Annotated in this window: 23 protein-coding genes and 1 riboswitch; of the genes, 18 read left to right on the top strand and 5 right to left on the bottom strand. The window is 69.4% G+C overall.

Annotation, left to right across the window (positions count from 1 at the left end):
• The first annotated feature begins 116 nt into the window (after nucleotides 1-116).
• From coxB to AB0D27_RS36430, 4 genes are all read left to right on the top strand, one after another.
• The gene (gene coxB, locus AB0D27_RS36445) at nucleotides 117-1,076 is read left to right on the top strand and encodes a cytochrome c oxidase subunit II (protein WP_362517274.1); all 960 of its coding nucleotides are present in this window, start codon (nucleotides 117-119) and stop codon (nucleotides 1,074-1,076) included.
• Nucleotides 1,073-2,806 carry a cytochrome c oxidase subunit I gene (ctaD, locus tag AB0D27_RS36440; protein WP_362517272.1) on the top strand — a complete coding sequence of 578 codons (1,734 nt, stop codon included), beginning with the start codon at nucleotides 1,073-1,075 and terminating at the stop codon, nucleotides 2,804-2,806. Before coxB ends, ctaD begins: the two co-directional genes overlap by 4 nt.
• The gene (locus AB0D27_RS36435; RefSeq protein WP_362517269.1) at nucleotides 2,803-3,201 is read left to right on the top strand and encodes a cytochrome c oxidase subunit 4; all 399 of its coding nucleotides are present in this window, start codon (nucleotides 2,803-2,805) and stop codon (nucleotides 3,199-3,201) included. Before ctaD ends, AB0D27_RS36435 begins: the two co-directional genes overlap by 4 nt.
• Before the next feature lie 129 nt (nucleotides 3,202-3,330).
• A complete protein-coding gene (locus AB0D27_RS36430; protein WP_362517266.1) occupies nucleotides 3,331-4,602 on the top strand; it encodes an Ig-like domain-containing protein in 1,272 nt (423 codons plus the stop codon).
• 26 nt (nucleotides 4,603-4,628) lie between these two features.
• Here the strand turns inward: AB0D27_RS36430 and AB0D27_RS36425 are convergent, their stop codons facing one another.
• Entirely contained in the window at nucleotides 4,629-5,030 is a 402-nt protein-coding gene (locus tag AB0D27_RS36425) for a hypothetical protein (RefSeq protein WP_362517263.1), read from the bottom strand.
• A gap of 232 nt (nucleotides 5,031-5,262) precedes the next feature.
• On the opposite strand from AB0D27_RS36425, the gene AB0D27_RS36420 reads away from it, so the two are divergent.
• From AB0D27_RS36420 to AB0D27_RS36390, 7 genes are all read left to right on the top strand, one after another.
• A complete protein-coding gene (locus AB0D27_RS36420; RefSeq protein WP_362517260.1) occupies nucleotides 5,263-5,883 on the top strand; it encodes a heme-copper oxidase subunit III in 621 nt (206 codons plus the stop codon).
• Nucleotides 5,884-5,947: 64 nt separating this feature from the next.
• Complete coding sequence (locus AB0D27_RS36415; RefSeq protein WP_362517257.1) at nucleotides 5,948-6,757, top strand: c-type cytochrome; 810 nt, start codon at nucleotides 5,948-5,950, stop codon at nucleotides 6,755-6,757.
• Nucleotides 6,754-7,830, top strand: a complete 1,077-nt coding sequence (locus AB0D27_RS36410) for a Rieske 2Fe-2S domain-containing protein (RefSeq protein WP_362517254.1) — start codon at nucleotides 6,754-6,756, stop codon at nucleotides 7,828-7,830. Before AB0D27_RS36415 ends, AB0D27_RS36410 begins: the two co-directional genes overlap by 4 nt.
• A complete protein-coding gene (locus AB0D27_RS36405; RefSeq protein ID WP_362517251.1) occupies nucleotides 7,827-9,464 on the top strand; it encodes a cytochrome bc complex cytochrome b subunit in 1,638 nt (545 codons plus the stop codon). The genes AB0D27_RS36410 and AB0D27_RS36405 overlap by 4 nt, the downstream gene beginning before the upstream one ends.
• Before the next feature lie 155 nt (nucleotides 9,465-9,619).
• Nucleotides 9,620-10,684 (top strand): anthranilate phosphoribosyltransferase, encoded by a 1,065-nt coding sequence (gene trpD, locus AB0D27_RS36400; RefSeq protein WP_362517248.1) that lies wholly within the window; start codon nucleotides 9,620-9,622, stop codon nucleotides 10,682-10,684.
• 212 nt (nucleotides 10,685-10,896) lie between these two features.
• Nucleotides 10,897-11,013: riboswitch (SAM riboswitch) on the top strand.
• A gap of 189 nt (nucleotides 11,014-11,202) precedes the next feature.
• Complete coding sequence (locus AB0D27_RS36395; RefSeq protein ID WP_362517245.1) at nucleotides 11,203-12,564, top strand: aminotransferase class V-fold PLP-dependent enzyme; 1,362 nt, start codon at nucleotides 11,203-11,205, stop codon at nucleotides 12,562-12,564.
• Between the two features lie 67 nt (nucleotides 12,565-12,631).
• The gene (locus AB0D27_RS36390) at nucleotides 12,632-14,785 is read left to right on the top strand and encodes a serine/threonine-protein kinase (RefSeq protein WP_362517242.1); all 2,154 of its coding nucleotides are present in this window, start codon (nucleotides 12,632-12,634) and stop codon (nucleotides 14,783-14,785) included.
• Between the two features lie 3 nt (nucleotides 14,786-14,788).
• On the opposite strand, the gene AB0D27_RS36385 is transcribed toward AB0D27_RS36390, so the two are convergent.
• Both AB0D27_RS36385 and AB0D27_RS36380 read right to left on the bottom strand, forming a co-directional pair.
• Nucleotides 14,789-15,070 (bottom strand): Lrp/AsnC ligand binding domain-containing protein, encoded by a 282-nt coding sequence (locus tag AB0D27_RS36385; protein ID WP_054231546.1) that lies wholly within the window; start codon nucleotides 15,068-15,070, stop codon nucleotides 14,789-14,791.
• A complete protein-coding gene (locus AB0D27_RS36380; protein ID WP_362517239.1) occupies nucleotides 15,067-15,798 on the bottom strand; it encodes a rhomboid family intramembrane serine protease in 732 nt (243 codons plus the stop codon). The genes AB0D27_RS36385 and AB0D27_RS36380 overlap by 4 nt, the downstream gene beginning before the upstream one ends.
• A 154-nt stretch (nucleotides 15,799-15,952) precedes the next feature.
• Here AB0D27_RS36380 and AB0D27_RS36375 point away from each other — a divergent pair, with 154 nt between their 5' ends.
• The 5 genes from AB0D27_RS36375 to AB0D27_RS36355 all read left to right on the top strand — a co-directional run bounded on the left by AB0D27_RS36375 (nucleotide 15,953) and on the right by AB0D27_RS36355 (nucleotide 21,391).
• Nucleotides 15,953-16,192 carry a hypothetical protein gene (locus AB0D27_RS36375; protein WP_261706939.1) on the top strand — a complete coding sequence of 80 codons (240 nt, stop codon included), beginning with the start codon at nucleotides 15,953-15,955 and terminating at the stop codon, nucleotides 16,190-16,192.
• Between the two features lie 34 nt (nucleotides 16,193-16,226).
• Nucleotides 16,227-17,576, top strand: a complete 1,350-nt coding sequence (locus AB0D27_RS36370; protein WP_362517236.1) for an NYN domain-containing protein — start codon at nucleotides 16,227-16,229, stop codon at nucleotides 17,574-17,576.
• A 305-nt stretch (nucleotides 17,577-17,881) separates the two neighbouring features.
• The gene (locus tag AB0D27_RS36365; protein WP_362517233.1) at nucleotides 17,882-18,916 is read left to right on the top strand and encodes an NlpC/P60 family protein; all 1,035 of its coding nucleotides are present in this window, start codon (nucleotides 17,882-17,884) and stop codon (nucleotides 18,914-18,916) included.
• A 214-nt stretch (nucleotides 18,917-19,130) separates the two neighbouring features.
• Nucleotides 19,131-20,153, top strand: a complete 1,023-nt coding sequence (locus AB0D27_RS36360) for an NlpC/P60 family protein (protein ID WP_362517230.1) — start codon at nucleotides 19,131-19,133, stop codon at nucleotides 20,151-20,153.
• A gap of 32 nt (nucleotides 20,154-20,185) precedes the next feature.
• Complete coding sequence (locus AB0D27_RS36355; RefSeq protein WP_362517227.1) at nucleotides 20,186-21,391, top strand: hypothetical protein; 1,206 nt, start codon at nucleotides 20,186-20,188, stop codon at nucleotides 21,389-21,391.
• Here the strand turns inward: AB0D27_RS36355 and AB0D27_RS36350 are convergent.
• Nucleotides 21,370-21,900, bottom strand: a complete 531-nt coding sequence (locus tag AB0D27_RS36350) for a PadR family transcriptional regulator (RefSeq protein WP_362517303.1) — start codon at nucleotides 21,898-21,900, stop codon at nucleotides 21,370-21,372. The two genes, AB0D27_RS36355 and AB0D27_RS36350, sit on opposite strands and share 22 nt — an antisense overlap.
• Nucleotides 21,901-21,992: 92 nt before the next feature.
• Here AB0D27_RS36350 and AB0D27_RS36345 point away from each other — a divergent pair, with 92 nt between their 5' ends.
• Entirely contained in the window at nucleotides 21,993-23,303 is a 1,311-nt protein-coding gene (locus AB0D27_RS36345) for an MATE family efflux transporter (RefSeq protein WP_362517224.1), read from the top strand.
• Here AB0D27_RS36345 and AB0D27_RS36340 read toward each other — a convergent pair.
• Nucleotides 23,264-24,505 (bottom strand): glycosyltransferase family 87 protein, encoded by a 1,242-nt coding sequence (locus tag AB0D27_RS36340; RefSeq protein ID WP_362517300.1) that lies wholly within the window; start codon nucleotides 24,503-24,505, stop codon nucleotides 23,264-23,266. The two genes, AB0D27_RS36345 and AB0D27_RS36340, sit on opposite strands and share 40 nt — an antisense overlap.
• Before the next feature lie 145 nt (nucleotides 24,506-24,650).
• Here AB0D27_RS36340 and AB0D27_RS36335 point away from each other — a divergent pair, with 145 nt between their 5' ends.
• The gene (locus AB0D27_RS36335; RefSeq protein WP_362517221.1) at nucleotides 24,651-25,793 is read left to right on the top strand and encodes a glycosyltransferase family 4 protein; all 1,143 of its coding nucleotides are present in this window, start codon (nucleotides 24,651-24,653) and stop codon (nucleotides 25,791-25,793) included.
• The last annotated feature ends 113 nt before the right edge of the window (nucleotides 25,794-25,906 follow it).

Raw genomic sequence — 25,906 nt, 5'->3', positions numbered from 1 at the left:
GTCCAGTAGGGTTTGGTCCGCATAAACATCCAAACCCCTGCCCGACGCAGGGCGGCGACCGACCACCGAGAAGGCCGCAGCCAACCGCGCGGGCGAGACTCTCGGGAAGGCGCTACGTGAGTCCCAACGGCTCCGACCGCTCGCCGCGGCGCCCGATGCGGCGGAAGCTGCTGCAGGCAATGACTGCGGGCCTGGTCCTGGCGACCGCCACCGGTTGCACATACAAGGACTTTCCCCGCCTTGGTATGCCCACCCCGGTCACGGAGGAGGCTCCGCGGATCCTCTCCCTCTGGCAGGGCTCGTGGGCGGCCGCGCTCGCCACGGGCGTGCTGGTCTGGGGCCTGATCCTGTGGGCCACCATCTTCCACCGGCGCAGCCGCACCAAGGTCGAAGTTCCCCCGCAGACCCGGTACAACATGCCCATCGAGGCGCTGTACACGGTGGTCCCGCTCATCATCGTCTCGGTGCTGTTCTACTTCACCGCCCGGGACGAGTCGAAGCTCCTCAGCCTCGACAAGAAGCCCGACGTCACGGTGAACGTCGTCGGCTTCCAGTGGAGCTGGGGCTTCAACTACATCGAGAGCGTCCCTGGTTCCACCGGTGACGCCAAGACCGACAAGAACCTGGACGCCATTCCGGACCGGTTCAAGACCGACTTCCCGGCGAACGCCGGCGGTGTCTACGACGTCGGTACGCCCGCTACGCGGAACCCGCAGAACGGCAACCCCGGCCCGACCCTCTGGCTCCCCAAGGGCAAGACGGTCCGCTTCGTCCTCACGTCGCGTGACGTCATCCACTCCTTCTGGGTGGTGCCGTTCCTGATGAAGCAGGACGTCATCCCGGGCCACACCAACTCCTTCCAGGTGACCCCCAACAGGGAGGGCACCTTCCGGGGCAAGTGCGCCGAACTCTGCGGAGTCGACCACTCCCGGATGCTGTTCAACGTGAAGGTCGTCTCTCCCGATCGCTACGCGCAGCACCTCAAGGACCTCGCCAAGAAGGGGCAGACCGGTTACGTTCCCGCCGGCATCGCGCAGACGAGCCACGAGAAGAACCGGGAGACGAACAACCTGTGAGCATCCTCAACGAACCTCAGGGTGCCGGGGCAGCTGAAGACTCGTACGAGAACGAGCTGCCGGTACGGCGCAAGCAACCCGGCAACGTCGTGATCAAGTGGCTCACCACCACCGACCACAAGACGATCGGCACGCTGTACCTGGTCACGTCGTTCGCGTTCTTCTGCATCGGCGGCGTCATGGCGCTTCTGATGCGCGCGGAGCTGGCGCGTCCGGGCCTGCAGATCATGTCGAACGAGCAGTTCAACCAGGCGTTCACGATGCACGGCACGATCATGCTGCTGATGTTCGCGACGCCGCTGTTCGCCGGCTTCACGAACTGGATCATGCCGCTGCAGATCGGCGCGCCCGACGTGGCGTTCCCGCGGCTGAACATGTTCGCCTACTGGCTCTACCTGTTCGGCTCGACCATCGCGGTGGGTGGCTTCCTCACCCCGCAGGGCGCGGCGGACTTCGGCTGGTTCGCGTACTCGCCGCTGTCGGACGCGGTCCGCTCGCCGGGCATCGGCGCCGACATGTGGATCATGGGTCTGGCCTTCTCCGGCTTCGGCACGATCCTCGGTGCGGTCAACTTCATCACCACCATCATCTGCATGCGCGCTCCCGGCATGACGATGTTCCGCATGCCGATCTTCGTGTGGAACGTGCTGCTGACCGCGGTCCTGGTCCTGCTCGCCTTCCCCGTCCTCGCGGCGGCGCTGTTCGCCCTGGAGGCGGACCGAAAATTCGGTGCGCATGTCTTCGACGCGGCAAATGGCGGAGCCTTGCTCTGGCAACACCTCTTCTGGTTCTTCGGCCATCCAGAGGTGTACATCATCGCTCTGCCGTTCTTCGGCATCATTTCCGAAGTCATCCCGGTGTTCTCGCGCAAGCCGATGTTCGGCTACATGGGTCTCATCGGCGCCACCATCGCCATCGCCGGCCTCTCCGTGACCGTGTGGGCCCACCACATGTACGTCACCGGTGGCGTGCTGCTCCCGTTCTTCTCCTTCATGACGTTCCTCATCGCCGTGCCCACGGGCGTGAAGTTCTTCAACTGGATCGGAACGATGTGGAAGGGCTCCCTGTCCTTCGAGACACCGATGCTCTGGGCCACCGGCTTCCTCATCACCTTCACCTTCGGTGGTCTGACCGGCGTCATCCTGGCCTCGCCGCCGATGGACTTCCACGTCTCGGACTCGTACTTCGTGGTGGCGCACTTCCACTACGTGGTGTTCGGCACCGTGGTGTTCGCGATGTTCTCCGGCTTCCACTTCTGGTGGCCGAAGATGACCGGCAAGATGCTGGACGAGCGGCTCGGCAAGATCACCTTCTGGACGCTGTTCGTGGGCTTCCACGGCACGTTCCTGGTGCAGCACTGGCTGGGTGCCGAGGGCATGCCACGTCGTTACGCGGACTACCTCGCGGCGGACGGCTTCACCGCGCTGAACACCATCTCGACGATCAGCTCGTTCCTGCTCGGCCTGTCGATACTGCCGTTCCTCTACAACGTGTGGAAGACCGCCAAGTACGGCAAGAAGGTCGAGGTCGACGACCCGTGGGGTTACGGCCGTTCGCTGGAGTGGGCGACCTCCTGCCCGCCGCCGCGGCACAACTTCCTCACCCTGCCGCGGATCCGCAGTGAATCCCCGGCGTTCGACCTGCACCACCCCGAGATCGCCGCTCTCGACCAGCTCGAGAACGTCGGTCACGGTGCGGCTCTGGCTGGTGGCAAGGAGGCCGGTAAGTGAAGGTCCAAGGCAAGATGTTCATCTGGCTGGCCGTCTTCATCCTCGTCATGGCGATCGTCTATGGCGTGTGGTCGAAGGAGCCGGCCGGCACCACGGCGCTCTTCCTGGGCTTCGGCCTGAGCATGATGATCGGCTACTACCTGGCCTTCACGGCCCGGCGGGTCGACCAGCTCGCGCAGGACAACAAGGAGGCCGACGTCGCGGACGAGGCCGGCGAGGTGGGCTTCTTCAGCCCGCACAGCTGGCAGCCGCTCGCGCTCGGTGTCGGTGGCGCGCTCGCCTTCAGCGGCGTCGTCTTCGGCTGGTGGCTGCTGTTCTTCTCGATCCCGATCATCCTGATCGGCCTGTGGGGCTGGGTCTTCGAGTACTACCACGGTGAGAGCCGCACGCAGTAGGAGGCCCTGATCACCGGGAGCCCGGACACTCCGCCAGGAGAGTCCGGGCTCTTCCGTTTGCCGCACCCGGCGTCCCCCACACGGGTCACTCACCGCGCCGTAATTGACGCGGGTTCATAGCGTGAGCTCATGAAGCACTCACCGCGAATCCGCACGGTCGTCAGTTGCACCACACTGGTGGTCGCCCTCGGCGCGGGCGTCACCGCCTGCGGCGCGGACGATCACCCGCTCTCGGCGAAGCCGTACGACGCGGCGGGACAGATCTCCTTCAGCGGCCCCATCGGCGACAGCGGCAAGGCCGAAAAACTGGACCCCGACAAGCCCCTGGAGATCATCGCCCAGGGCGACGACGGGCGCATCACCGACGTGACGGCCACGGACGCGTCAGGGCGGTACGTCGTCGGCGAACTCGCCGCCGACGGCAGCCGCTGGCACAGCACCTCTCCGCTGGCCGCCGGCGCCCACTACACGGTGCGGGTGAGCACCGAGAACAACGACGGCGCCCCCGGCCGCAAGGTCATCGGCTTCGACACGAGCACACCCACGGCGAAGAAGCAGCTGAACGTCACGTTCGGGCCCAAGGCGGGCGAGTACGGCGTCGGCCAGCCCGTCACGGCCGAACTCAGCGTCGCCGTCAAGGACAAGGCCACCCGCGCGACCGTCGAACGCGCCCTCAGGGTCGACTCGACACCCGCCGTGGAGGGCACCTGGCACTGGGTGGACGACAAGAACCTGCACTACCGGCCCAAGGAGTACTGGCCCATCCACGCCACCATCCAGGTGCACAGCAATCTCGCCGGAATCAAGCTCGGGGACCGCCTCTGGGGCGGCAACGCCAAGTCCCTGAAGCTCACCACGGGTGACAGCCTCGTCGCCGTCACGGACGCCTCCTCGCACTCCATGACGGTCTACCGCAACGGTGCGGCGATCAACCAGATCCCCGTCACCACCGGCAAGCCCGGCTACGAGACCCGCAACGGCGTCAAGGTCGTGCTGGGCAAGGAGTACTTCGTACGCATGCGCGGCACCACCGTCGGCATCGCCGAGGGCTCGTCGGACTCGTACGACCTGCCCGTGTACTACGCGACCCGCGTCACCTGGAGCGGCGAGTACGTGCACGCCGCGCCGTGGTCGACCGGCTCCCAGGGGTACGCCAACGTCAGCCACGGCTGCACCGGGATGAGCACCAGCAACGCCGAGTGGTTCTTCGACAATGTGCGCGAGGGCGACATCGTGAAGGTCCAGAACTCCAACGGCGAGGAGATGGACCCGTTCGGCAACGGCTTCGGCGACTGGAACCTGGACTGGAAGAAGTGGCGCGACGGCAGTGCGCTGGTGGGTGGCACCCCGGACACCCCGAGCCCGGCACAGCGGGCCAGGTTGCGCCCGGAGAGTGTCTGAGGACCGTGTTCCGGGCGCCGAGGCTCTCAGGCGCCCGAAAGGGCCTTCGTGCGCAGCAGGGAGGCCAGCGCGGCGGCGAACTCCACCGGATCCACCGGCAGGGTCACCGCCGCGTCCGCACGGCTCCAGGTGGCCAGCCAGGCGTCCTGCGGGCGCCCGATGAGCACCAGGACCGGCGGGCAGTTGAAGATCTCGTCCTTGATCTGGCGGCAGACCCCCATGCCGCCCATGGGCACCGCCTCGCCGTCCAGCACACAGACGTCGATGCCGCCCTTGTCCAGCTCCTTGATGACGGCGCCCGGCGTCGCGCACTCCAGGAACTCGACGACGGGAACGTCCGGAGCGGGCCTGCGTCCGGTGGCGAGCCGCACCTGTTCGCGGGTGTTGGAGTCGTCGCTGTAGACCAGCACCGTGGCGGTCGGCTGCATTCTTCCTCCGAGACGTCAGCGTCGTACGGACATCAAGCGATGGGGCATCGAGCGATCGGGGACGACGCGACCGGCTTGATCGGACAGGCCCCGATGCGCGGATGCTACTCCCTTGAACACCTCGTCAACACCGGTTCGGACAGGGCTTCGATGGGCCATACGGGCTGGACACACCCCGTCAACACTCCGAACGGCACCCCCCGGGGTGAGGGCGGGATAAGCGACCGACATAATGTCGGTCGTGGCGACAGCAACGACAGTAGAAACCGGGCACGCGCACCCGTCGGTCAATCGGCCGAACCTCACCAGCGTCGGAACCATCATCTGGCTGAGTTCCGAGCTGATGTTCTTCGCGGCCCTCTTCGCGATGTACTTCACCCTGCGATCGGTGACCGGGCCGGATCACTGGAAGGAAATGGCGTCCAGCCTGAACTTCCCGTTCTCGGCGACGAACACCACGATCCTGGTGCTCTCCTCCCTGACCTGCCAGCTCGGCGTCTTCGCCGCCGAGCGCGGGGACGTGAAGAAGCTCCGGATGTGGTTCACCGTCACCTTCGTCATGGGTGCGATCTTCGTCGGCGGTCAGATCTTCGAATACACCGAACTGGTCAAGAAGGACGGGCTCTCGCTCTCCTCCGACCCGTACGGCTCGGTGTTCTACCTGACCACCGGCTTCCACGGACTGCACGTGACGGGCGGCCTCATCGCCTTCCTCCTGGTCCTCGGCCGCACCTACGCGGCCAGAAGGTTCACCCATGAGCAGGCGACCGCCGCCATTGTCGTGTCCTACTACTGGCACTTCGTCGATGTCGTCTGGATCGGCCTCTTCGCCACGATCTACATGATCAAGTAATCGGGCGAACCGCCCGAAACATCCAGAAGCATCGACGCAGAAGATCCTGACACCGGGGTAATCCGTGAAAAAGCTCTCCGCACGACGACGCCATCCGCTGGCGGCGGTCGTCGTCCTACTCCTCGCGCTGGCGGCCACCGGGGGGCTGTACGCCGCGTTCGCACCCGCGGGCAAGGCGCAGGCCGATGAAACCGCCCAGTCCCTCGCCATCGACGAGGGCAAGAAGCTGTACTCCGTGGGCTGCGCAAGCTGCCACGGAACCGGCGGTCAGGGCACCTCCGACGGGCCGAGCCTGGTGGGCGTCGGCGCCGCGGCGGTCGACTTCCAGGTCGGCACCGGCCGTATGCCGGCCCAGCAGCCGGGCGCTCAGATCCCGAAGAAGAAGGTCATCTACACGCAGGCCGAGATCGACCAGCTCGCGGCGTACATCGCCTCGCTCGGTGCCGGTCCCTCGATTCCGACGAAGAGCCAGGTCAGCCCCGACGGTGCGAACATCGCCGCGGGCGGCGAGCTCTTCCGTACCAACTGCGCGCAGTGCCACAACTTCATCGGCAAGGGCGGCGCGTTGACGCACGGCAAGTACGCGCCGAGCCTGGAAGGTGTCGACCCGAAGCACATCTATGAGGCCATGCAGACCGGCCCGCAGAACATGCCGTCCTTCCCCGACACCACGCTGTCGGAGAAGAACAAGAAGGACATCATCGCGTACCTCGACGCGGTCAACGGTGACAACACGGAGAACCCCGGCGGTCTCGACCTGGGCGGCCTCGGGCCGGTCAGTGAAGGCCTGTTCGGCTGGATCTTCGGTCTCGGCGCCCTGATCGCCGTCGCCGTCTGGGTCGCCGCTCGGACCGCAAAGGCCAAGAAGTCATGAGTAGCCAAGACATTCCAGAAGAGAACCTGCCCGCTGAGCAGTCCGCAGGACACCTCGAGCAGGGCGAGCACGGCGCGGTAGCCGTCGCGGACGAGGAGAACCCGTTCGCGGACCCGGGCCTGCCGCCCCACGAGCCCCGCATCCAGGACGTCGACGAGCGGGCCGCCAAGCGGTCCGAGCGTGTCGTGGCGATGCTGTTCACGGTGTCGATGCTGGCCACCGTCGCCTTCATCGCCTCGTACGTGACGATCCCGAATGACAAGTCGATCTTCGTCTTCCCGATCGGGCACATCAGCGCGCTGAACTTCGCGCTGGGCCTGACCCTCGGTACGGCGCTGTTCTCGATCGGCGCGGGCGCGGTCCACTGGGCCCGCACCCTGATGTCCGACGTGGAGATCGCCGACGAGCGTCACCCGATCGCGGCCGACCCCGAGGTCAGGGCCAAGGTCCTGGACGACTTCAAGCAGGGCGCCAAGGAGTCCGGGCTCGGCCGCCGCAAGCTGATCCGCACCACGATGTTCGGCGCGCTGGCCCTGTTCCCGCTCTCCGGCGTCATGCTGCTGCGCGACCTCGGCCCGCTGCCCGGCACCAAGCTGCGCCACACGATCTGGTCCAAGGGCAAGCTGCTCGTCAACATGAACACGAACGAGCCGCTGCGTCCCTCGGACATCGTCGTCGGTTCGCTCACCTTCGCCAAGCCCGAGGGCCTGGAGGAGCACGACGAGGACTTCCAGAAGGAGATGGCCAAGGCCGCCCTGATGATCATCCGGCTGCAGCCGGACAACATCAAGGACAAGAAGGAACTCGAGTGGTCCCACGAGGGCATCGTGGCCTACTCGAAGATCTGCACCCACGTCGGTTGCCCGATCTCCCTGTACGAGCAGCAGACGCACCACGTGCTCTGCCCGTGTCACCAGTCCACCTTCGACCTCTCCGACGGTGCCCGAGTCATCTTCGGCCCGGCCGGTCACGCCCTGCCGCAGCTGCGCATCGGTGTGAACGACGAGGGCTACCTCGAGGCGCTCAGCGACTTCGAAGAGCCCGTCGGTCCTGCATTCTGGGAGCGCGGATGAGCACCACGAACACCACTGACGCGCGTTCGCGCGAGAAGGCGCCCGCCGGTGAGCGGGTCGCCGACTGGGCCGACGGCCGCCTGGGGATCTACTCCCTGGCCAAGTCCAACATGCGTAAGATCTTTCCCGACCACTGGTCGTTCATGTTGGGTGAGGTCTGCCTCTACAGCTTCATCATCATCATCCTCACGGGTGTGTATCTGACGCTGTTCTTCCACCCGTCGATGAACGAGGTGGAGTACCACGGCAGCTACGTCCCGCTGCAGGGCCAGCTGATGTCCGAGGCGTTCAACTCGACCATGCACATCTCCTTCGATGTGCGCGGTGGTCTGCTGATCCGACAGATCCACCACTGGTCGGCGCTGGTCTTCCTGGCCGGCATGTTCGCGCACATGATGCGGGTGTTCTTCACGGGCGCGTTCCGCAAGCCGCGTGAGATCAACTGGCTGTTCGGCTTCCTGCTGTTCGTCCTGGGCATGTTCACCGGCTTCACCGGTTACTCGCTCCCGGACGACCTGCTCTCCGGCACCGGTGTCCGCTTCATGGAGGGCGCGGTCCTGTCCGTGCCGATCGTGGGCACGTACCTGTCGTTCTTCCTCTTCGGCGGCGAGTTCCCGGGCGGCGACTTCGTGGCCCGCTTCTACTCGATCCACGTCCTGCTGCTGCCGGGCATCATGCTCGGCCTGGTGGTCGGCCATCTGATCCTGGTCTTCTACCACAAGCACACGCAGTACGCGGGCCCCGGAAAGACGAACAACAACGTCGTCGGCATGCCGCTGCTGCCGGTCTACATGGCCAAGGCCGGAGGCTTCTTCTTCCTGGTCTTCGGTGTCATCGCGGTCATCGCGGCGATCGCTCAGATCAACCCGATCTGGGCCATGGGCCCCTACCGTCCGGACCAGGTGTCCACGGGTGCACAGCCAGACTGGTACATGGGCTTCTCCGAGGGCCTGATCCGTACGATGCCGGGCTGGGAGATCAACCTCTGGGGTCACACGCTCGTCCTGGGCGTGTTCATCCCGCTGATGATCTTCCCGCTGGTCCTCGTCGCGATCGCGGCCTACCCGTTCGTCGAGTCCTGGGTCACCGGCGACAAGCGCGAGCACCACATCCTGGACCGCCCGCGCAACGCCCCGACCCGGACCGCCGCCGGTACGGCCTGGATCAGCTGGTACCTCGTCATGCTCATCGGTGGCGGCAACGACCTCTTGGCCACGCACTTCCACATGTCGATCAATGCGATCACCTGGTTCGTCCGGATCGCGTTCTTCGTCGTGCCGATACTCGTGTTCGTCGCCACCAAGCGGATCTGCCTCGGCCTCCAGCGCCGCGACCGGGACACGGTGCTGCACGGCCGCGAGTCGGGCATCATCAAGCGCCTGCCGCACGGTGAGTTCATCGAGGTGCACGAGCCGCTGAGCCAGGACTCGCTGTACACGCTCACCGCGCACCAGCAGTACGCCCCGGCCGAGATCGGCCCGACGGTCGACGAGAACGGTGTCGAGCGCAAGGTGAAGGGCCTGCAGAGGCTGCGCGCCAAGCTCAGCAAGGGCTACTACGGGGAGGCCCACCAGATCCCCAAGCCCACCGTCGAGGAGTACAAGGAGATCGCGAGCGGCCACGGCCACCACTGATCCCCTGACCGGTCCTTCCTGACCGATTCCTCGTCGATCGCCACGGCAGGAGCCCTCGTCCATTGCATGGACGGGGGCTCTTTGCCGTCCCCTGGCCTGGATAGGGTGGTCCCATCTACAGGAGTCCCTTTCGGGGACGGACCCAGGAGCGGCTTATGAGCGCTGTGAACCCCGCTGGAGGCGACACCGCGGCGGGCCGTTCCTGGCCCGAGGTGCTGAACGGCCTGCTCGACGGCCGGGATCAGAGCGCGGACGACACGGCCTGGGCGATGGACCGCATCATGCGCGGTGAGGCGACGGACGCGCAGATCGCCGGGTTCATGGTGGCGCTGCGGGCCAAGGGCGAGACGGTCGAGGAGATCTCCGGGCTCGTCCGGACGATGTACGAGCACGCGAACGTGATCGAGGTGCCGGGACCGACGGTGGACATCGTCGGTACGGGCGGCGACGGTGCGAAGACGGTGAACATCTCCACGATGTCCGCGATCGTCGTCGCCGGGACCGGCGCCAAGGTCGTCAAGCACGGCAACCGGGCCGCGTCCTCGGCGTCCGGTGCCTCGGATGTCCTGGAGAAGCTGGGCGTCAATCTGGAGCTGACGACCAAGCGGGTCGCCGAGGTGGCCGAAGAGGCCGGGATCACCTTCTGCTTCGCGGTGAAGTTCCATCCGGCGCTGCGTCATGTGGCGCCCGCGCGCGCGCAGTTGGGGATCCGGACCACGTTCAACGTCCTCGGGCCGCTGACGAATCCGGCGCGGGTGCGGGCGCAGGCGGTCGGGGTCGCGGATCCGCGGCTGGCGCCGATCGTGGCGGGCGTCTTCGCCGAGCGCGGCAACTCCTCGCTGGTCTTCCGCGGCGACGACGGGCTCGACGAGCTGACCACCACGGCGACGTCCCGGGTCTGGGTCGTCCGCGACGGCAAGGTGACCGAGGAGCGCTTCGATCCGCGCGATGTGGGGCTCGACCTTGTTCCGGTGTCGGCGCTGCGGGGCGCTGACGCGTCGTACAACGCGGATGTCGCGCGGCGGTTGCTGAACGGGGAGCGCGGTCCCGTACGGGACGCGGTGCTGCTGAACTCGGCGGCGGCGCTGGTCGCTCTGTCGCCGGGCGACGCGCCCCTCGTGGATCAGCTGCGCGCGGGGATGGCGATGGCGGCGGACGCCATCGACTCGGGGGCCGCGAAGCGGGCCCTTGAGCGGTGGGTGGCGGCCAGCAACGCGTGACGCCGGCGGGCGGCGCGGGGAGGGTTTTCGCCCCCGCCGCCCCTACCCTTCCCGTATCTGGGGGGGCTCCGCCCCCCAGACCTCCCTTGTCGCGCTTCGCGCTCGTCCTCAAACGCCGGACGGGCTGAATCAGCCCCTCCGGCGTTTCCGCTCCGTCCCGCGATGCGGACGCGGGGTTGCGTGCGGAAGATCGTGTGGCAGGATGCTGGGCAGGTCATGAGCGACAGCCATCAGGCCCCGGCCGGCTGTCCGGCAACCCTCCGTCCGTGGCGGGGTGCCCCGGGTGAGGACCAGGTCGTAGGCAGCGAGGTCTACGGCAAGCGCGGACCCCTCGCCCTCTTTTGAGTGGACACAGCCCAGGGGTCCTGGTCGTTCGAGGGAGCCTTCTGTGAGCAAGCGAATGCGATAGGGCGTAGAGCCCCGCCTCCGCATACCCCTTTTCACCTTTCCCGAGCCGTAGACGCCCTGTCCGGGCTGTCCGGCCCGGTGATTCCGCCTGCCTCTCACAGGAGCTCGCCATGTCTGTCTCCACCGCTGCCGCCGACCAGACCGTTTGTGCCCCTCTGCCGGTTCTGGGCCGAGATGTCACCGTCCCGCTCGTCACCGGTGGCGAGGTCACCTACGCCGCGCTCGACTACGCCGCCAGCGCCCCGGCCCTGCAGCGGGTGTGGGACGACGTCGCCGCGTACGCCCCGTACTACGGCAGCGTGCACCGCGGGGCCGGGTACCTGTCCCAGCTGTCCACCGACCTCTTCGAGAACGCCCGCAAGGCGGTCGCCGAGTTCCTGGACTGCCGGGACCGTGACCAGGTGGTGTTCACCCGGTCGACCACCGACTCGCTCAACCTGCTCGCCGCCGCCCTTCCGGCCGACTGCCAGGTCTTCGTCTTCGAGACCGAGCACCACGCCTCGCTGCTGCCCTGGCGGGATGCCCGGGTGACGTACCTGAACGCCCCGCGCACCCCCGACGAAGCCGTCGCCACTCTGGAGCGCGCCCTCGCGGGCAGGGACCCGTACGGCCCGGCGCTGGTCTGTGTCACGGGCGCGTCCAATGTCACCGGTGAGCTGTGGCCGGTGCGTGAGCTCGCCGCCGCCGCCCACGCGCACGGCGCGCGCATCGTCCTGGACGCCGCCCAGCTGGCCCCGCACCACCCGGTGTCCGTCCGCGACCTGGACGTCGACTGGGTCGCCTTCTCCGGGCACAAGCTGTACGCGCCCTTCGGTTCCGGCGTCCTCGCGGGCCGATCCGACTGGCTGCTCGAGGCCGAGCCCTACCTCGCGGGCGGTGGCGCCAGCCGGAAGGTGTCGCGGCGGGAGGACGGGGGAGTGGACGTGGAGTGGCACGAGAGTGCCGCCCGTCACGAGGCCGGATCGCCCAATGTCATCGGCGCCTACTCGATCGCGTCCGCCTGCAAGGCGCTGACGGAGGCCGGCTTCGACACGCTGGTCGACCGTGAGCAGCAGCTGATCGCCGTTGTCCGCGCGGGCCTCGCCGAGGTCCCCGAAGTGCGCGTGCTCTCCCTCTTCGGCGACGACGCCCCGCGGGTCGGCGTCATCTCTTTCGTCGTCGAGGGCTGGAACAGCTCGCACTTCGCCGCCGCGCTGTCCGCCGAGTACGGCATCGGCGTCCGCGACGGCCTGTTCTGCGCCCACCCGCTGGTGCGCACCCTCCTCGGCAGCGACCCGGGGACCCAGGGCGAGTGCGGCGCCCCCGAGGCCGCGCCCGGCGAGAAGTCCCTCAACGCCATCCGCGTCAGCTTCGGCGCGGGCACCCCCGACGAGCACGTCGAGCGCTTCGTGGGCGCCGTGAAGGAGCTCGTCCAGGACGGCGCCAAGTGGAACTACCGTACGGAGGAAGGGCGTTGCGTGCCCGCGGTCTGACCCTCCGACGAGCACATGGCGTATACGCTCCCCCTCAGCGGCCGTACGGCGGACAGGGGAGCACGGGGTGCAGGCGCTGCGCGAGACGGATCCTCGGCGGATCGGTCCCTATGAAGTACTGGGCAGGCTCGGCGCGGGCGGCATGGGCGAGGTCTATCTCGCCGCGTCACGGGCCGGACTCCGCCTCGCCGTCAAGGTGGTGCGGACCGAACACGCCGAGGACCGTACCTTCCGTGCGCGGTTCCGCCAGGAGGTGCGGGCCGCGCAGACCGTCGGCGGGACCGGCACGTACACCGCGCGCGTCGTCGACGCCGACACCGAGGGCGAACGGCCGTGGATGGCGACGGAGTTCGTGGACGGCCCGAATCTGCGCGATGCCGTGCTCGACCACGGCCCGCTGCCCGAGGACGCGGTCCGCACGCTCGCGGCCGCGCTCGGCGAGGCCCTCGCCGCCATCCACGCCAAGGGTCTGGTGCACCGCGACCTCAAGCCGTCCAACATCCTGCTCGCGCCCGACGGTCCGCGCGTCATCGACTTCGGGATCGTACGGGCGCTGGAGGCGACGGCGCTGACCAGGACCGGGGCCGTCGTCGGCTCGGTCGGCTACGTCTCGCCGGAGCAGATCCGCAACGGCGCCGAGGTGGGGCCGCCCAGCGACGTCTTCTCGCTCGGCGCGGTCCTCGCGTACGCCTCGAGCGGGCGTGAGCCCTTCGGGGAGGGCCAGGACTCGGTGATCCTGCTGCGCATCCTGACGCGGGACTTCGACCTGACCGGGCTGCCGCAGGCGGTGCTGCCGCTGGTGGAGTGGTGTCTGCGGGCGGAGCCCGAGGAGCGGCCCACACCCCAGGACGTCGTCGCGGCCGCGGGCCACACCGGGCGATCCCTGGGTCAGAGCACCCGCCCGGGCTGGTTCACGACGGCTCCAAAGCCCCCGGAGGGCGACGAGCGCTGGCTCCCGGAGCGGGAGTCGCAGGAGCGCGGGAGCCGCGTCGAGTACGTCGCTCCGGTGACGCTCACCCATGCCCCGGCGCCGGCCGACACCCCCGTACCGGCGTCGCGGCGGGGCGCCCTGCGGTTCCTGGCGGGCGGGGCCGTGGTCGCCGCCGGGGCGGGGGCCGGTGGCTGGTGGTGGCTGCGGGACAGGGGCGCCGAGGGCGGGCGGAGCACGGCGGGCGGTCCCGGCTCGGGGGCGGTGACGCCCACGGTCGCACGGCAGTCGACGGGAGCCGGCTGGCAGTACGAGACCGGCGGGCTCGGCGGGCGGCACGGTGCCTGCGTCGTCCCCTCGTCCGACGGCGGCCGGTTGTACGTCGGGGGCGCGGACGGCGCGCTGCACGCCGTCTCCCCGGACGGCAAGAAGCTCTGGCGCACCCAGCTGAGCGGCAGTCCGGTCATGCCGCCTCTCGCCACGGCCGACGGCGCCTACTGCCTGACGGAGGACGACGGGGAGGGGGCCGCCGAACTGTACGCGGTCGGCCCGGGAGGCCGTGTCCGGTGGAAGCGGACGATCAACGGGGGCGGCAGTCAGTTCCCGGTGGCCGCGGGCGGCCTTGTCCTGGTGACGACCGGCACGGCCAACAGCGGCAGCGTGCGCGCGTACACCTCCGACGGCAGGGTGGGCTGGGAAACCCCCACGCCGGGCGGCCCGACCAGCGAGCCGGCCGCGGCGGGCGGCACGGCGTACGTCGGCACCTTCGCGGACGCGGTGGTCGCCCTGGACGTCAAGGACGGCAGGCGGTCCTGGGCGGTCCAGGCCGGGATCGACACCGGACGGCCCACGCCGGTCGGCGACACCCTGGTCGTCGGCTCCGGAGGCGAGTACTCGCTGCACGGCGTCAGTACGAGCGGCCGGCGACAGTGGCAGAGGCGCAGCGACGAGGTGGGCGGCAGCAGGTACTTCACGTCCGTCCGGCTCGGCGACCTCGTGGTCACCTCCGCCTCGGGAACCGTGGTGGCCCTCGACCCGGCCGACGGATCCACGGCGTGGACCTTCAGCTCCCGCAGCGACTCGCAGGCGTACAGCGATCCCACGGTCGTGGCGAACACCGTCCACGTATGCCTGGGCTCGCGGCTCTACGCACTGGACCGGCGCGGCAAGCAGCTGTGGAAGGCGTCCTTCGACGGGGCGGAGGGCGCCTCGACCCACCGTCCGGTGATCCGCGGCAAGCGCGCCTACCTCGCCACGAACCGGGGTGTCGCCGCCCTCGACATCAGCGAGTAGGCGTCAGGAATCCAGCCCGATCGCGAACGCCGCCTCCAGGTCGTGCTGGGAGTACGTGCGGAACGCGACGTGCGTGTCCGTGCCCTCCACGCCCGGGATCTTGCTGATCTTGCCCGGGATGACGTCCGCCAGGTCGTCGTGGGCCTTCACCCGCACCATGGCGATCAGGTCGTAGGTGCCGGTGACGGAGAAGACCTCACTGACGCTGTCCAGCGCGGCGATCGACTCGGCGATCTCGGGAATCCGGTCCACGCTGGTCTTGATGAGGACGATCGCGGTGATCACGGCTGGTTGTCTCCCTCGGGGGCCGTCACTGGGGCCTTCACTCTAGTCGTACGGCCGAAACGCACCCACGCGTAGACGAAGCCGAGGGAGAAGCCCACCAGGTGCGCCAGATAGGCGACCCCCGGCCCTGACGTGTCCCGGCCCGCCGCCAGCCACTGCAGGGTGACCCAGAACGGCAGCACCACCCAGGCCGGGAAGCGCAGCGGCAGGAAGAAGAGGAACGGGAAGAGACTGGTCACCCGGGCCTTGGGGAACAGGTACAGGAACGCGCCGAGAACAGCGGAGATCGCCCCGGAGGCGCCGACCAGGGACTGCTGCGAGGTGGCGTTGGCGGCGGCGTAGCCGAGCAGGGCGAGATAGCCGCAGCCCACGTAGAAGAGGGCGAACTCCACATGGCCCATCCGTTCCTCGGCCATCGCCCCGAAGACATAGAAGAAGAGCATGTTGCCGAGGAGGTGAAGCCAGCTGCCATGGATGAACAGGGCCGTGGCGGGGGTGAGCGCCTCTCGCGGGGCTCCGCCGAACAGCTCGGTGGGCACCACACCCCAGCGCCGGAAATAGGCCCGCTGGACGACCAGCAGCTCATCCCCTGTGCCGTACACGGGATCGAGGCCCGCCGCCGGGCCGATCACGAAGATCAGACAGCACAGGGCGATCAGCCCGTACGTCACCGGCGCCGACTGACCCCGCACCGCCCTGCCGACCGCCGTACTCCAGTTGCTGATCATGGTGCAGAGCATGGCGTAACGGGACCGATGCGCACAGATCGCCTCGCCGCCGTGGACGGCCGAGCGTCGAGTACCCGCCAGGCCGTAGGGTTACGAGCCACACGCACCAGGGAGACTGGCGCTGGACGGACACTGGAAGGAAAGCGACTGCCACATGACGGTTCCTCTGCCGGACGCCAAGACTCGCTGGCGCTGCGCGCTGTGCGGCAACCTCACGCGTTTTGACGTGACCCGGTCGTCGAAGGTCGTCGAGTATGTGCACCTCGACCTGGCCGGTGAGCCGAAGGTCGAGGAGCGCGAGGTGGTCAGTGAGACCATCGAGTCGGTGCGGTGCCGCTGGTGCAACGCGGTGGATCAGGTGGAACTCGTGGACAGGCCGGGCGCCGGCTCCTGAGGGAGCGGGCCCCGCACAGGTATTGGGGTGACTGATGGTGGAGACCACAGGCGGGGAGCCGGACGACGGCACCGCTGAGGTGCTCGACCGTCCGCTGCCCGACGGCGTGCGCAGAAGAGTCGTTCAGATCGTCTCCGACGGGTTCGGTGGGCTCACCGTCCCGGAACTGCCCACCCAATTGCGGCAGTACGCCCGGTTCGCTCCCAATCGCCGGGCCAAGTTCGCCGGTAACGCCATGGCCTCGGCGCTGGAGACGGACCCGCTGTTCAGGCAGCGCATCGCCGAGAAGCTGAGAGAGGCGCAGCCGGAACTCGTCGGTGCCCTCGACTCGGGCGCGCCGCCCCCGGCCGCGGACCCGCTGGACGTGGCGGCCGCGGCCTATGTGCTGCGCCCCACGGGCTGGGTGAAGCTGGTGACCGCCGCCGGTGAGGAGGCCCTGCGGGCGGACGCCGAGCGCGCCGACGAGGAGAGCCGGGCCGAGCTGGAGCGGCTGCGCGAGGAACTCGCTCAGGCCCGCGGCCAGACGAGGGCCGAGACCGAACGGCTGCGCACGGAGCTGGAATCGGCCAAGAAGGAAGCCGAATCGCTTCACCGCAAGCTGCGCGGAGCCCTCAGTGACGTCAAGCGCGGCGAGGCGGCCCTGCGCAAGCGCCAGGCCGAGCTGGATGGCGTACGGGCGGAGGGGCAGGCCCAGGTGTCCGCCGCCGAGAGCGAGACCCGGCGGCTCAAGGCGCGGCTGGGCGAGGTCGAGGCGACCCTGGAGGCGACGCGTAGAGCGGCGCGCGAGGGGCGCAGTGTCGAGGACATGCGGGTACGGCTGCTGCTGGACACCGTGCTGGACGCGGCTCAGGGGCTGCGGCGCGAACTCGCCCTGCCACCCGTGTCCGTGCGGCCCGCGGAGACCGTGGACGCGGTCGAACCGGGACGGATGACACCAAAAGACATCGCCGCCCGCGCCTTGTCCGAAAACGACCCGGCGATTTTGGACCAATTGCTCGCGCTGCCTCAGGCGCATCTGGTCGTCGACGGCTACAACGTCACCAAGACCGGCTATCCGCAGATGCCGCTCGAGAAGCAGCGGCTCAGACTGCTCGGGCAGCTCTCGCAGCTCGCCGCGCAGACCGGCGCCGAGGTGACCTGTGTGTTCGACGGGGCCGAGCTGGCCGCGCCCGTGCTGCTCGCGCCGCCGCGCGGGGTGCGGGTGCTGTTCTCCAAGCCCGGTGTCACGGCCGATGAGTTGATTCGGCAGCTGGTGCGCGCCGAGCCGCCCGGGCGGCCGGTCATCGTGGCCTCGACCGACCGTGAGGTCGCCGACGGCGTCGCCAAGGCGGGTGCCCGGCCGGTGGCTTCGGCGGTGCTTCTCAAGCGTTTCTCGCGCGGTTGACCTTCTGGGCTGTTCGCCTCATAGGTCACGTAAGTCCCATGCGCAACGTCCAGGCGCAATGCCCGAATTGGCGGGACCTTCACGCAACGTAGTGTCAGTCGCGCATTACTGCATGTGAGTTGTCGGCAAAGAATGCGCTCGGTGACCGAGATTTTTCCTATGAGGATTTGAACTGATCACAGGAAGGTCACTAGGGTCAGGCCTCGAACCTCCGCTCGGGTGATCACTCATTGGGAGTGACGGCGTAGGGGCACCGCCCGTCGGCGCATTCGGCAGGCGGCTGGAGGAAGAAGGAGCTCGCCTTCGTGGCGTCCCACCGTCGACCCAAGCAGCCGAGCCGCACCCGTGTGACCGTGCTCACCACCGCCGCCGCCGCTGCCGTGGCCCTCAGCGCGAATGCCGCCAACGCCGCGCCGAGCGAGAAGCCGAGCAAGGACGAGGTCAAGTCCAAGGTCGACAAGCTCTACCAAGAGGCGGAGAAGGCCACCGAGAAGCTCGACGGGGCCAAGGAGAAGCAGGACAAGCTGCAGAAGCAGATCAGCGCCCTGCAGGACAACGTCGCCCGCGGCCAGGAGGAGCTCAACACGCTGCGCGACGGCCTCGGTTCGATGGCCAGCGCCCAGTACCGCACCGGCGGCATCGACCCCTCCGTGGCGCTCTTCCTCTCCTCCAACCCGGACGACTACCTCGACAAGGCGTCCGCGATGGACCAGCTGAGCGCTCAGCAGGTCGAGGCACTCAAGAAGGTCCAGGAGAAGCAGCGTTCGCTCGCCCAGCAGCGCAAGGAAGCCTCCGACAAGCTCAAGGACCTCGCCGACACCCGGGCGGAGCTCGCCAAGAAGAAGAAGGAAGTCCAGAGCAAGCTGGGCGCGGCGCAGAAGCTCCTCAACACCCTGACGGCCAAGGAGAAGGCGGCCCTCGCGGCCGCCGAGCAGGACCGCGCCACCCGGGCCAGCCAGCGTGTGGACCTCGGCAACAGCAAGGCCGCCTCCGGGCGCGCCGGGGCCGCGTTCTCCGCCGCGCAGAGCAAGATCGGCTCGCCGTACGTCTACGGCGCCTCCGGCCCCAGCTCCTTCGACTGCTCGGGCCTCACCTCCTGGGCATACGCCCAGGCAGGTGTCTCCATACCCCGCACCTCCGAGGCGCAGGCCAACGCCGGTACGCGCATCTACTCGGAGAGCGATCTGCAGGTCGGCGACCTGGTCATCTTCTACGGCGACTACCACCACGTCGGGCTCTACGCGGGCAACGGCCAGGTGCTGCACGCCCCGCACACCGGCGCGGTCGTCCGCTACGAGGCGATCGGCAACATGACCTTCGAGTTCGGCGTCCGGATCTGACGCCCGCCTGGTGAGCTAACCCCTCACCCCCGCCCAAACGGGCGAATTGCTGCAACTCCCGCTGACGCCACGCCCCAGGGGTGACCTGCGTCTGAGGCCGCGCGTCACCTTGTGTGGACGCGGAGCTCTTTGGCCGGTGCGTCGTCGCACGGCTACTGTCTGGCGCGTTTCCCCCAATCCGGGGGACCGTCAGCGGAAGGGAGAGCGGCTACTCGTGGGGTCCCATCGCCGCCTTGCACCGTCCGGCTTCGACCGGGGCGCCAGCGCCGCCGGTATCGCCGTCTGCGTAATGTCCGCCGCCGCCGCGGCACTCGGCGCCCTGCCGGCGGCCGCGGCACCGCAGGACGACACCCGGGCCGAGGTGGACCGGCTGTACACGCAGGCGGAGAAGGCCACCGAGGCGTACAACAAGGCCGACGAGCGTGCCGGCTCCCTGCACGAGCAGGTCAGTACCGCGCAGGACGAGATCGCCCGGCAGCAGGAGCGCATCAACACCATGCGGGACGCGCTCGGTTCGCTCGCCGGGGCCCAGTACCGTTCCGGCGGCCTCGATCCCTCCCTCGCGCTGCTGTTCTCCGACGACCCGGCCGACTATCTCGACAAGTCCGCCGTGCTCGACCGGATCACCGCCCACCAGGCCGGCGAACTCAAGGACCTCCAGCTGGCCATGCTGGAGCTCGCCCGCAAGCGCGAGGAGGCCACCGGCAAACTCGCCGAGCTGGAGCGAAGCCGCGAGGCCGTCGCCCAGCACAAGCAGACCGTCGAACGGAAACTGGCCAAGGCCCGCGAGCTGCTCAACTCGCTGCCGTACGCCGCGCGCGCCGCCTACGACCGGGCATCGCGGTCCGCACGCTCCGACATGTCCGACCTCGAGGGCGCGGTCCCCTCCTCCGCCCGTGCCGCCGCCGCCCTCGCCGCGGCCCGCTCGGCGGTCGGCCGCCCGTATGTGTGGGGCGCCAACGGGCCCGGCGGCTTCGACTGTTCCGGCCTCATGCAGTGGTCGTACGCGCAGGCCGGACTCGGTCTGCCGCGCACCTCGCAGGCCCAGCAATACGCCGGACGACAGGTGCCGCTGTCCCAGGCGCAGCCCGGCGACCTGGTCACCTACCGGTCCGACGCCAGCCACGTCGGCATGTACGTGGGCAACGGCCAGGTGATCCACGCGCCCTACCCGGGCGCTCCGGTGCGCTACGACCCGGTGGACATGATGCCGATCTCCTCTGTGACGCGGGTCTGACCACCGGGCGAACGCGCCGTACGATCGGAAACGTGGCTGGTCGAAGGCGCGCGTCGCGAGTGGTGCTGTCCCTGGTGCTGCTGCTCGCCGTGCTCGTCGGCTGCGGCGGGCGGGCGCCCTCCGACCGCGCGTCGATCGAGGTGCAGCGGGTCCTCGACCGGCGGGCCGCCGCGATCCTCCACCGTGACGAGCCGGCCTATCGGGCCACCGGGCAAGTGGCTGCCGCCGGCAGCGAGTTCGGCAATCTTCGCGAGGTTCCGCTGGCGGCCTGGGCGTACCACCTGACCGGTCTGCACCGCTCCGGCGACCGGGCCACCGCCACCGCGGAGCTGCGCTACCGCATCCAGGGCTACGACAGATCACCCGTCACCGTCGGGCGCACCCTGCGGCTGGCCCGCAGCGCCGGGTCGTGGCACGTCGTCTCCGACGAGCCCGCCGAGAAGTCGGGCGCGCAGCTGTGGGAGCAGGGGGCCGTGACGGTCGTACGGGGTGAGCACAGCCTTGTTCTCGGGGTCGGGCAGTCCGGCGAGCGGCTGCGCGCCTACGCGGATCTGGCGGACCACGCCGTGCCCGCCGTGTCGCAGGCGTGGGGCACGGACTGGTCGGCGCACGTCGTCATGCTCGTACCGAAGTCGCTGGACGGGATGGCGGGGCTGCTCGGCGCTCCGGCGTCCGGGTACCGGGGGATCGCGGCGGTCACCACCGGTGAGGCGGGCGGTTCGGCGCAGGCACCCGCGGACCGGGTGATCGTCAACCCCGACGCGTACGGCGTCCTCGGCGACTTCGGCAAGCAGGTCGTGCTCACCCACGAGACCACGCACGTCGCCACCCGTGCCCACACCACGGCCGCCACCCCGCTGTGGCTCTCCGAGGGCTACGCGGACTGGGTCGGCTACCGCGGCAGCGGGCGGACGGCCCCCCAGGTCGCGCCGGAGCTGGAGCGCGCCGTGGTGGACGGGCGGATTCCGGCCGCGCTGCCCGACGACAAGGACTTCGGGTTCACGGGGGACGCGGCCCGGCTGGCCCGGGCGTACGAGGGCGGCTGGATGGCCTGCCGGCTGATCGCCGACCGCTGGGGCGAGGTCCGTCTGAACGACTTCTACCGTGCGGTGGGGGACCACAAGAAGCGGACCGGCGCCGTCGAGGCCGCGCTGCGGGACGTACTGCACACCACGCCGGAGAAGTTCACCACGCAGTGGCGGGACTACCTGAGGGCTCAACTCGGCTCATCGAGCTGATCGATGGCCTCCGTCAGCCACGCCCGCTCCGCCTCGCCGGTAGCCCGCGCCACCCGCAGCATGCCCTGGCGGAAAAGGTCGCCGGTCTCCTCGGCCCGTACGGGTTCGCCGTCCCGGTAGAAGAAGCTCGCCGGGGTTTCCAGGAACTCCTGACGGCGGCGCAGGACGGCGGCCTGCTCCCGGCGGTCGGGGAGGTGGCGCAGGAAGGCCAGCAGGGTGTTGAACCGCACCTGGTCGGTGATCTCGGCCTGCTTGGGGTGGCGCAGCCGCTCCAGGAGGTCTTCGCGGCCCTTCTCGGTGAGCGACAGGGTGCGGCGCGGCGCCGCCCCGCTGCCGGGCTCCGTGTGCTGGTGCAGCTTGCCCCCGGCGACCAGGCGGGTGATCGCGGGATAGAGGGCGCCATCGCTGACCGGCCGGACATGGCCACTGAGCGCCTTGATGCGCTCCTTCAACTCATAGCCGTGCAGGGGCTCTTCGGCCAGAAAGCCCAGGATCGACAGCTCCAGCATCCGGTCGGCTCCTCGCTTGCGGGTGTAGGACACCCATGGTACCTCTTATCGAGCTACCTCTAAACGAGGTAGCTCGAATCGAGGAGACCTCTGTGAATGCCCATCGCAAGCAGCTCATATCTCTCGCCCACCCCGTCTACTTCGCACTGCTCGCCTCCGTCGCCGCCGGGATCATCAACACGATCTGGGTCTCCCGGCTCGGCGGCGCCGCCGTGGCCGCCGTCGCGGTGGCGACCAACACCGAGAACGTGCTGCTCGGCGTCGCCCTGGTCTTCGCCTCCGGCACGACCGTCCTGGTCTCGCATGCCCGAGGGGCCCGCGATCCGGGCGCGGTCCGGGCGGCCGTACGCGGGGGATGGACGCTGTGCGCGGTGGTCACGCCGGTGGTCGCGGTGGGCGGCCTGCTGCTGCGGGAGCCGCTGGCCCGGCTCGTGCTGGGCGACGACGGACGCGCCCTGACCCTCGCCGTCGGGTACTTCGCGATCTCCCTGCCGGGCATCGCCGTCTTCTTCGCGCAGAACCTCCTCGACGGCATCCTGAAGGGCGCCGGCGACACCCGCACACCGATGCGTCTCGCCCTGCTGGCGGGCGGTCTGATCCTCGGCCTCGACCCCTTCCTCATCCACGCGTACGGCGTCCCGGGCGCCGCCGCCTCGACCGTGCTGTGCCGCTGCGTGGCCCTGGCCGCGGGGTTGCGCGCCCTGCACGGGAACGCGCTGCTGCGCGAGGCGGCGGGCGTACGGCCTTCGCGGGCCACCGGTGCCGCCCTGCGCCGGACCCTGCGCACCGGGCTGCCGATGTCCGCCGACTTCACCGTGCGGCAGGGCGGGGCGCTGGTCCTGGTCGCCATAGTTGCCCGGCTCGGGGTGACGGCCGTGGCCGCGTACTCCATCGCCTACAAGGTCATGTACGTCGCCACCATGGCGTTCTACTCGGTCCGGCAGGCCGCCTCGATCCACACCGCGCACACCCGGGGTGCCGGGCGCGAAGAACGGGGAGCCATCGGGCGGCAGGCCGTCATCGTCTCGGGAACCGTCGGTCTGATCGCGGCGTCGCTCCTGTTCGCCCTCGCCCCCTGGATCATGCGGGCCTTCGGTGCCGGCCCTGGCGTCGCGCACGAGGGAGTGCTGTTCCTGCGCTGCGTCGGGCCCTACCTGCTGCTGATGGCCTGCTTCATCGCGGTCGGCGGGGTCTTCGAGGGCAGTAGGGGAGCGCCGGTGCTGCTGCGGGTGACGGTGCTCGCGACCGCGCTCCAGCTACCGGTCGCCTACGCCCTGTCGGGGCTCGGGCTGCCCGGGATCTGTCTCGCGCTGGCGCTGTCCATGATGCTGCAGTGCGCCGCGCTGGTCTTCTGGACCAGGCGTCAGGAGGACGCCAGGGTGTCCTGGGCGCGGGTGGCCTGAGAGGGGAACACCGGTGCCGGCTCGGACACCGTGCTCCGCCACAGCTCCAGGGCCGCCAGCAGCGTGGCGATCACCAGCAGGCCGTTGCGTACGAAGAGGAGGGTGATGCCGAGCGGGTCGCTGGAGACGACGTGGGAGAACCAGATCGGGAACTCCAGGACCGTCACGAAGCACGCGGCCAGCACCACGCCGGCCGGCAGCGCCATCCGGCTCGCACGGAAGCACAGGCAGACGGCCGCGAGCCCGAGCAGCCACACCATGTACTGCGGGCTGATGACCCGGCTGGTGGTCGTGAACATCAGCACCGCCACGAACGCGGCGTCGGCGAGCGTGTGCGACAGGAACCGCTTGGCGCACAGCCGCCACAGCAGCAGCCAGCCGAAGGCGAGCGCGGTGAGCACCAGTGCCGCCGTGCTCACCACGTCGACGTACGGGCCGAGGAACTCAACGGAACCGTAGTTGAGCAGCACTTGGCCATTCCAGCCGTGCTGCCGGGCCACATGGAAGACGAGCGAACCGAGCGACTCCACCTCGGTACCGCGGTTGCGCTGGAAGGTCAGGAAGGAGAAGGCGCCGGGCATCTCCACCGAGAACAGCACCGCGATCCCGCCGACGGTCACCGCCGCCGTGGTCCACGCGCGGCGCCGGACGGCCCCGACGAGCAGCAGGACCGGCCACACCTTGATCATCGCGCCGAAGCCCGCGAGCGCCCCCATCACCCGCGGATGGCGCGCCCCGGCGAGCAGCGCCGCGACCGCGACCCCCGTCACCATCACGTCGTACCGGGCGTACACGGTCGGCCCGAGCAGCGGTACGCCGATCACCCACACCCAGGCGCCGCGCAGCGTCTTGCCCGCCCGCAGGCCCGCGTACTGGAGCAGCGCGAACACCACGAGGTCGGCGAGGAAGGCCACCACGAAGAAGGCCTGCGTGTAGTCGAGGAACGGCAGCAGGGCGGGGGAGAGGATCGCCAGCGCGGCGGCCGGCGGGTACTGCCAGGTGACGTCGTCGAGTGGGAACGTGCCGTGGCGCAGAACCTCGTACCAGCCCTGGTAGATCACGGAGACGTCGCTCGTGACGTCCGGGCCCGGGAAGACGTACACCTTGAACACGAAGAGGAGCAGCACCAGCCTGGTCAGGCCCCAGGTCCCCAGCAGTGCGAGCAGCTCGAGCGGGAACCTCGCCCCCCTTGCGCCCCTCATGCCCACCTGGCCCTTGATTCGTGCGGAACTCATGTGCCGTCGCTACCGAGTACTCGCGCGGCCACGATGTCGCGCCGGTCTGTGCGCGAGCCGTCAAGCGCGGCCATGCGGAGCTGTGAGTATAGGTTCGATAGTGTCGAACACGATGCACAAGACCCTGATCGTGACGAACGACTTCCCGCCCCGGCCCGGCGGCATCCAGGCGTTCCTGCACAACATGGCGCTGCGCCTGGACCCCGAGCAGCTCGTCGTCTACGCCTCCACGTGGAAGCGGAGCCGCGAGGGCATCGAGGCCACCGCCGGCTTCGATGCCGAGCAGCCCTTCACCGTCGTACGGGACCGGACGACGATGCTGCTGCCGACCCCGGGCGCCACCCGTCGTGCCGTCGGACTGCTGCGCGAACACGGCTGTACGTCGGTGTGGTTCGGGGCTGCGGCACCGCTCGGTCTGATGGCGCCCGCGCTGCGCAAGGCGGGCGCCCGGCGGATCGTGGCGACCACGCACGGCCACGAGGCCGGCTGGGCCCAGCTGCCGGCGGCCCGCGGGCTGCTGCGCCGGATCGGCGAGTCCACGGACACGATCACCTACCTCGGGGAGTACACCCGCTCGCGGATCGCCGCCGCGCTGACCCCCGAGGCGGGTTCCCGCATGGTCCAACTGCCGCCCGGTGTCGACGAGAAGACCTTCCACCCCGGCTCGGGCGGCGACGAGGTCCGGGCGCGGCTCGGTCTCACCGACCGCCCGGTCGTCGTCTGCGTCTCGCGGCTCGTCCCGCGCAAGGGGCAGGACACGCTCATCCTCGCGATGCCTCTCATTCTCGCCAAGGAGCCCGAGGCGGTCCTGCTGATCGTCGGCGGCGGCCCGTACGAGAAGGACCTGCGCAAGCTCGCGCACGACACCGGGGTCGGTCAGTCCGTCCGCTTCACCGGCGCCGTGCCCTGGTCGGAGCTGCCCGCGCACTACGGCGCCGGGGACGTCTTCGCGATGCCCTGCCGCACCCGCCGGGGCGGCCTCGATGTCGAGGGACTCGGCATCGTGTACCTGGAGGCGTCCGCGACGGGGCTCCCGGTGGTCGCCGGTGACTCGGGCGGCGCGCCGGACGCCGTCCTGGACGGCGAGACCGGCTGGGTGGTCCGCGGCGGCTCCGCCGAATCCACGGCCGACCGCATCGTCACCCTCCTCGGCGACCCCCAGCTGCGCCGCCGCATGGGGGAGCGGGGGCGGGAGTGGGTGGAGGAGAAGTGGCGCTGGGACCTGCTGGCTGAGCGGTTGCGGGAGTTGCTGTAGCGCGCATGGTGCCTTGCCGCCGATCGTGCCCACGCGGCGGAGCCGCACATGTCCCTGCTGGTGGCGACGTTGAGTACCACGTAGCACAGGGCGAAGGTGAACAGGAGCTCCAC

Origin of the sequence: Streptomyces sp. NPDC048415 (genome assembly GCF_040651675.1) — a bacterium.
Taxonomy (GTDB): Bacteria; Actinomycetota; Actinomycetes; order Streptomycetales; family Streptomycetaceae; genus Streptomyces.
The sequence above is the reverse complement of the archived record's forward strand: the minus strand, read 5'-3'. Positions and strand labels throughout refer to the sequence as shown.

Coding starts and splice junctions, on each gene's coding strand:
- AB0D27_RS36430 (WP_362517266.1), top strand. CDS start 3,331: ATGAAGCACTCACCGCGAATCCGCACGGTCGTCAGTTGCACCACACTG.
- AB0D27_RS36425 (WP_362517263.1), bottom strand. CDS start 5,030: ATGCAGCCGACCGCCACGGTGCTGGTCTACAGCGACGACTCCAACACC.
- AB0D27_RS36420 (WP_362517260.1), top strand. CDS start 5,263: ATGTCGGTCGTGGCGACAGCAACGACAGTAGAAACCGGGCACGCGCAC.
- AB0D27_RS36410 (WP_362517254.1), top strand. CDS start 6,754: ATGAGTAGCCAAGACATTCCAGAAGAGAACCTGCCCGCTGAGCAGTCC.
- AB0D27_RS36405 (WP_362517251.1), top strand. CDS start 7,827: ATGAGCACCACGAACACCACTGACGCGCGTTCGCGCGAGAAGGCGCCC.
- trpD (WP_362517248.1), top strand. CDS start 9,620: ATGAGCGCTGTGAACCCCGCTGGAGGCGACACCGCGGCGGGCCGTTCC.
- AB0D27_RS36395 (WP_362517245.1), top strand. CDS start 11,203: ATGTCTGTCTCCACCGCTGCCGCCGACCAGACCGTTTGTGCCCCTCTG.
- AB0D27_RS36380 (WP_362517239.1), bottom strand. CDS start 15,798: ATGATCAGCAACTGGAGTACGGCGGTCGGCAGGGCGGTGCGGGGTCAG.
- AB0D27_RS36375 (WP_261706939.1), top strand. CDS start 15,953: ATGACGGTTCCTCTGCCGGACGCCAAGACTCGCTGGCGCTGCGCGCTG.
- AB0D27_RS36370 (WP_362517236.1), top strand. CDS start 16,227: ATGGTGGAGACCACAGGCGGGGAGCCGGACGACGGCACCGCTGAGGTG.
- AB0D27_RS36350 (WP_362517303.1), bottom strand. CDS start 21,900: ATGCTGGAGCTGTCGATCCTGGGCTTTCTGGCCGAAGAGCCCCTGCAC.
- AB0D27_RS36340 (WP_362517300.1), bottom strand. CDS start 24,505: ATGAGGGGCGCAAGGGGGGCGAGGTTCCCGCTCGAGCTGCTCGCACTG.
- AB0D27_RS36335 (WP_362517221.1), top strand. CDS start 24,651: ATGCACAAGACCCTGATCGTGACGAACGACTTCCCGCCCCGGCCCGGC.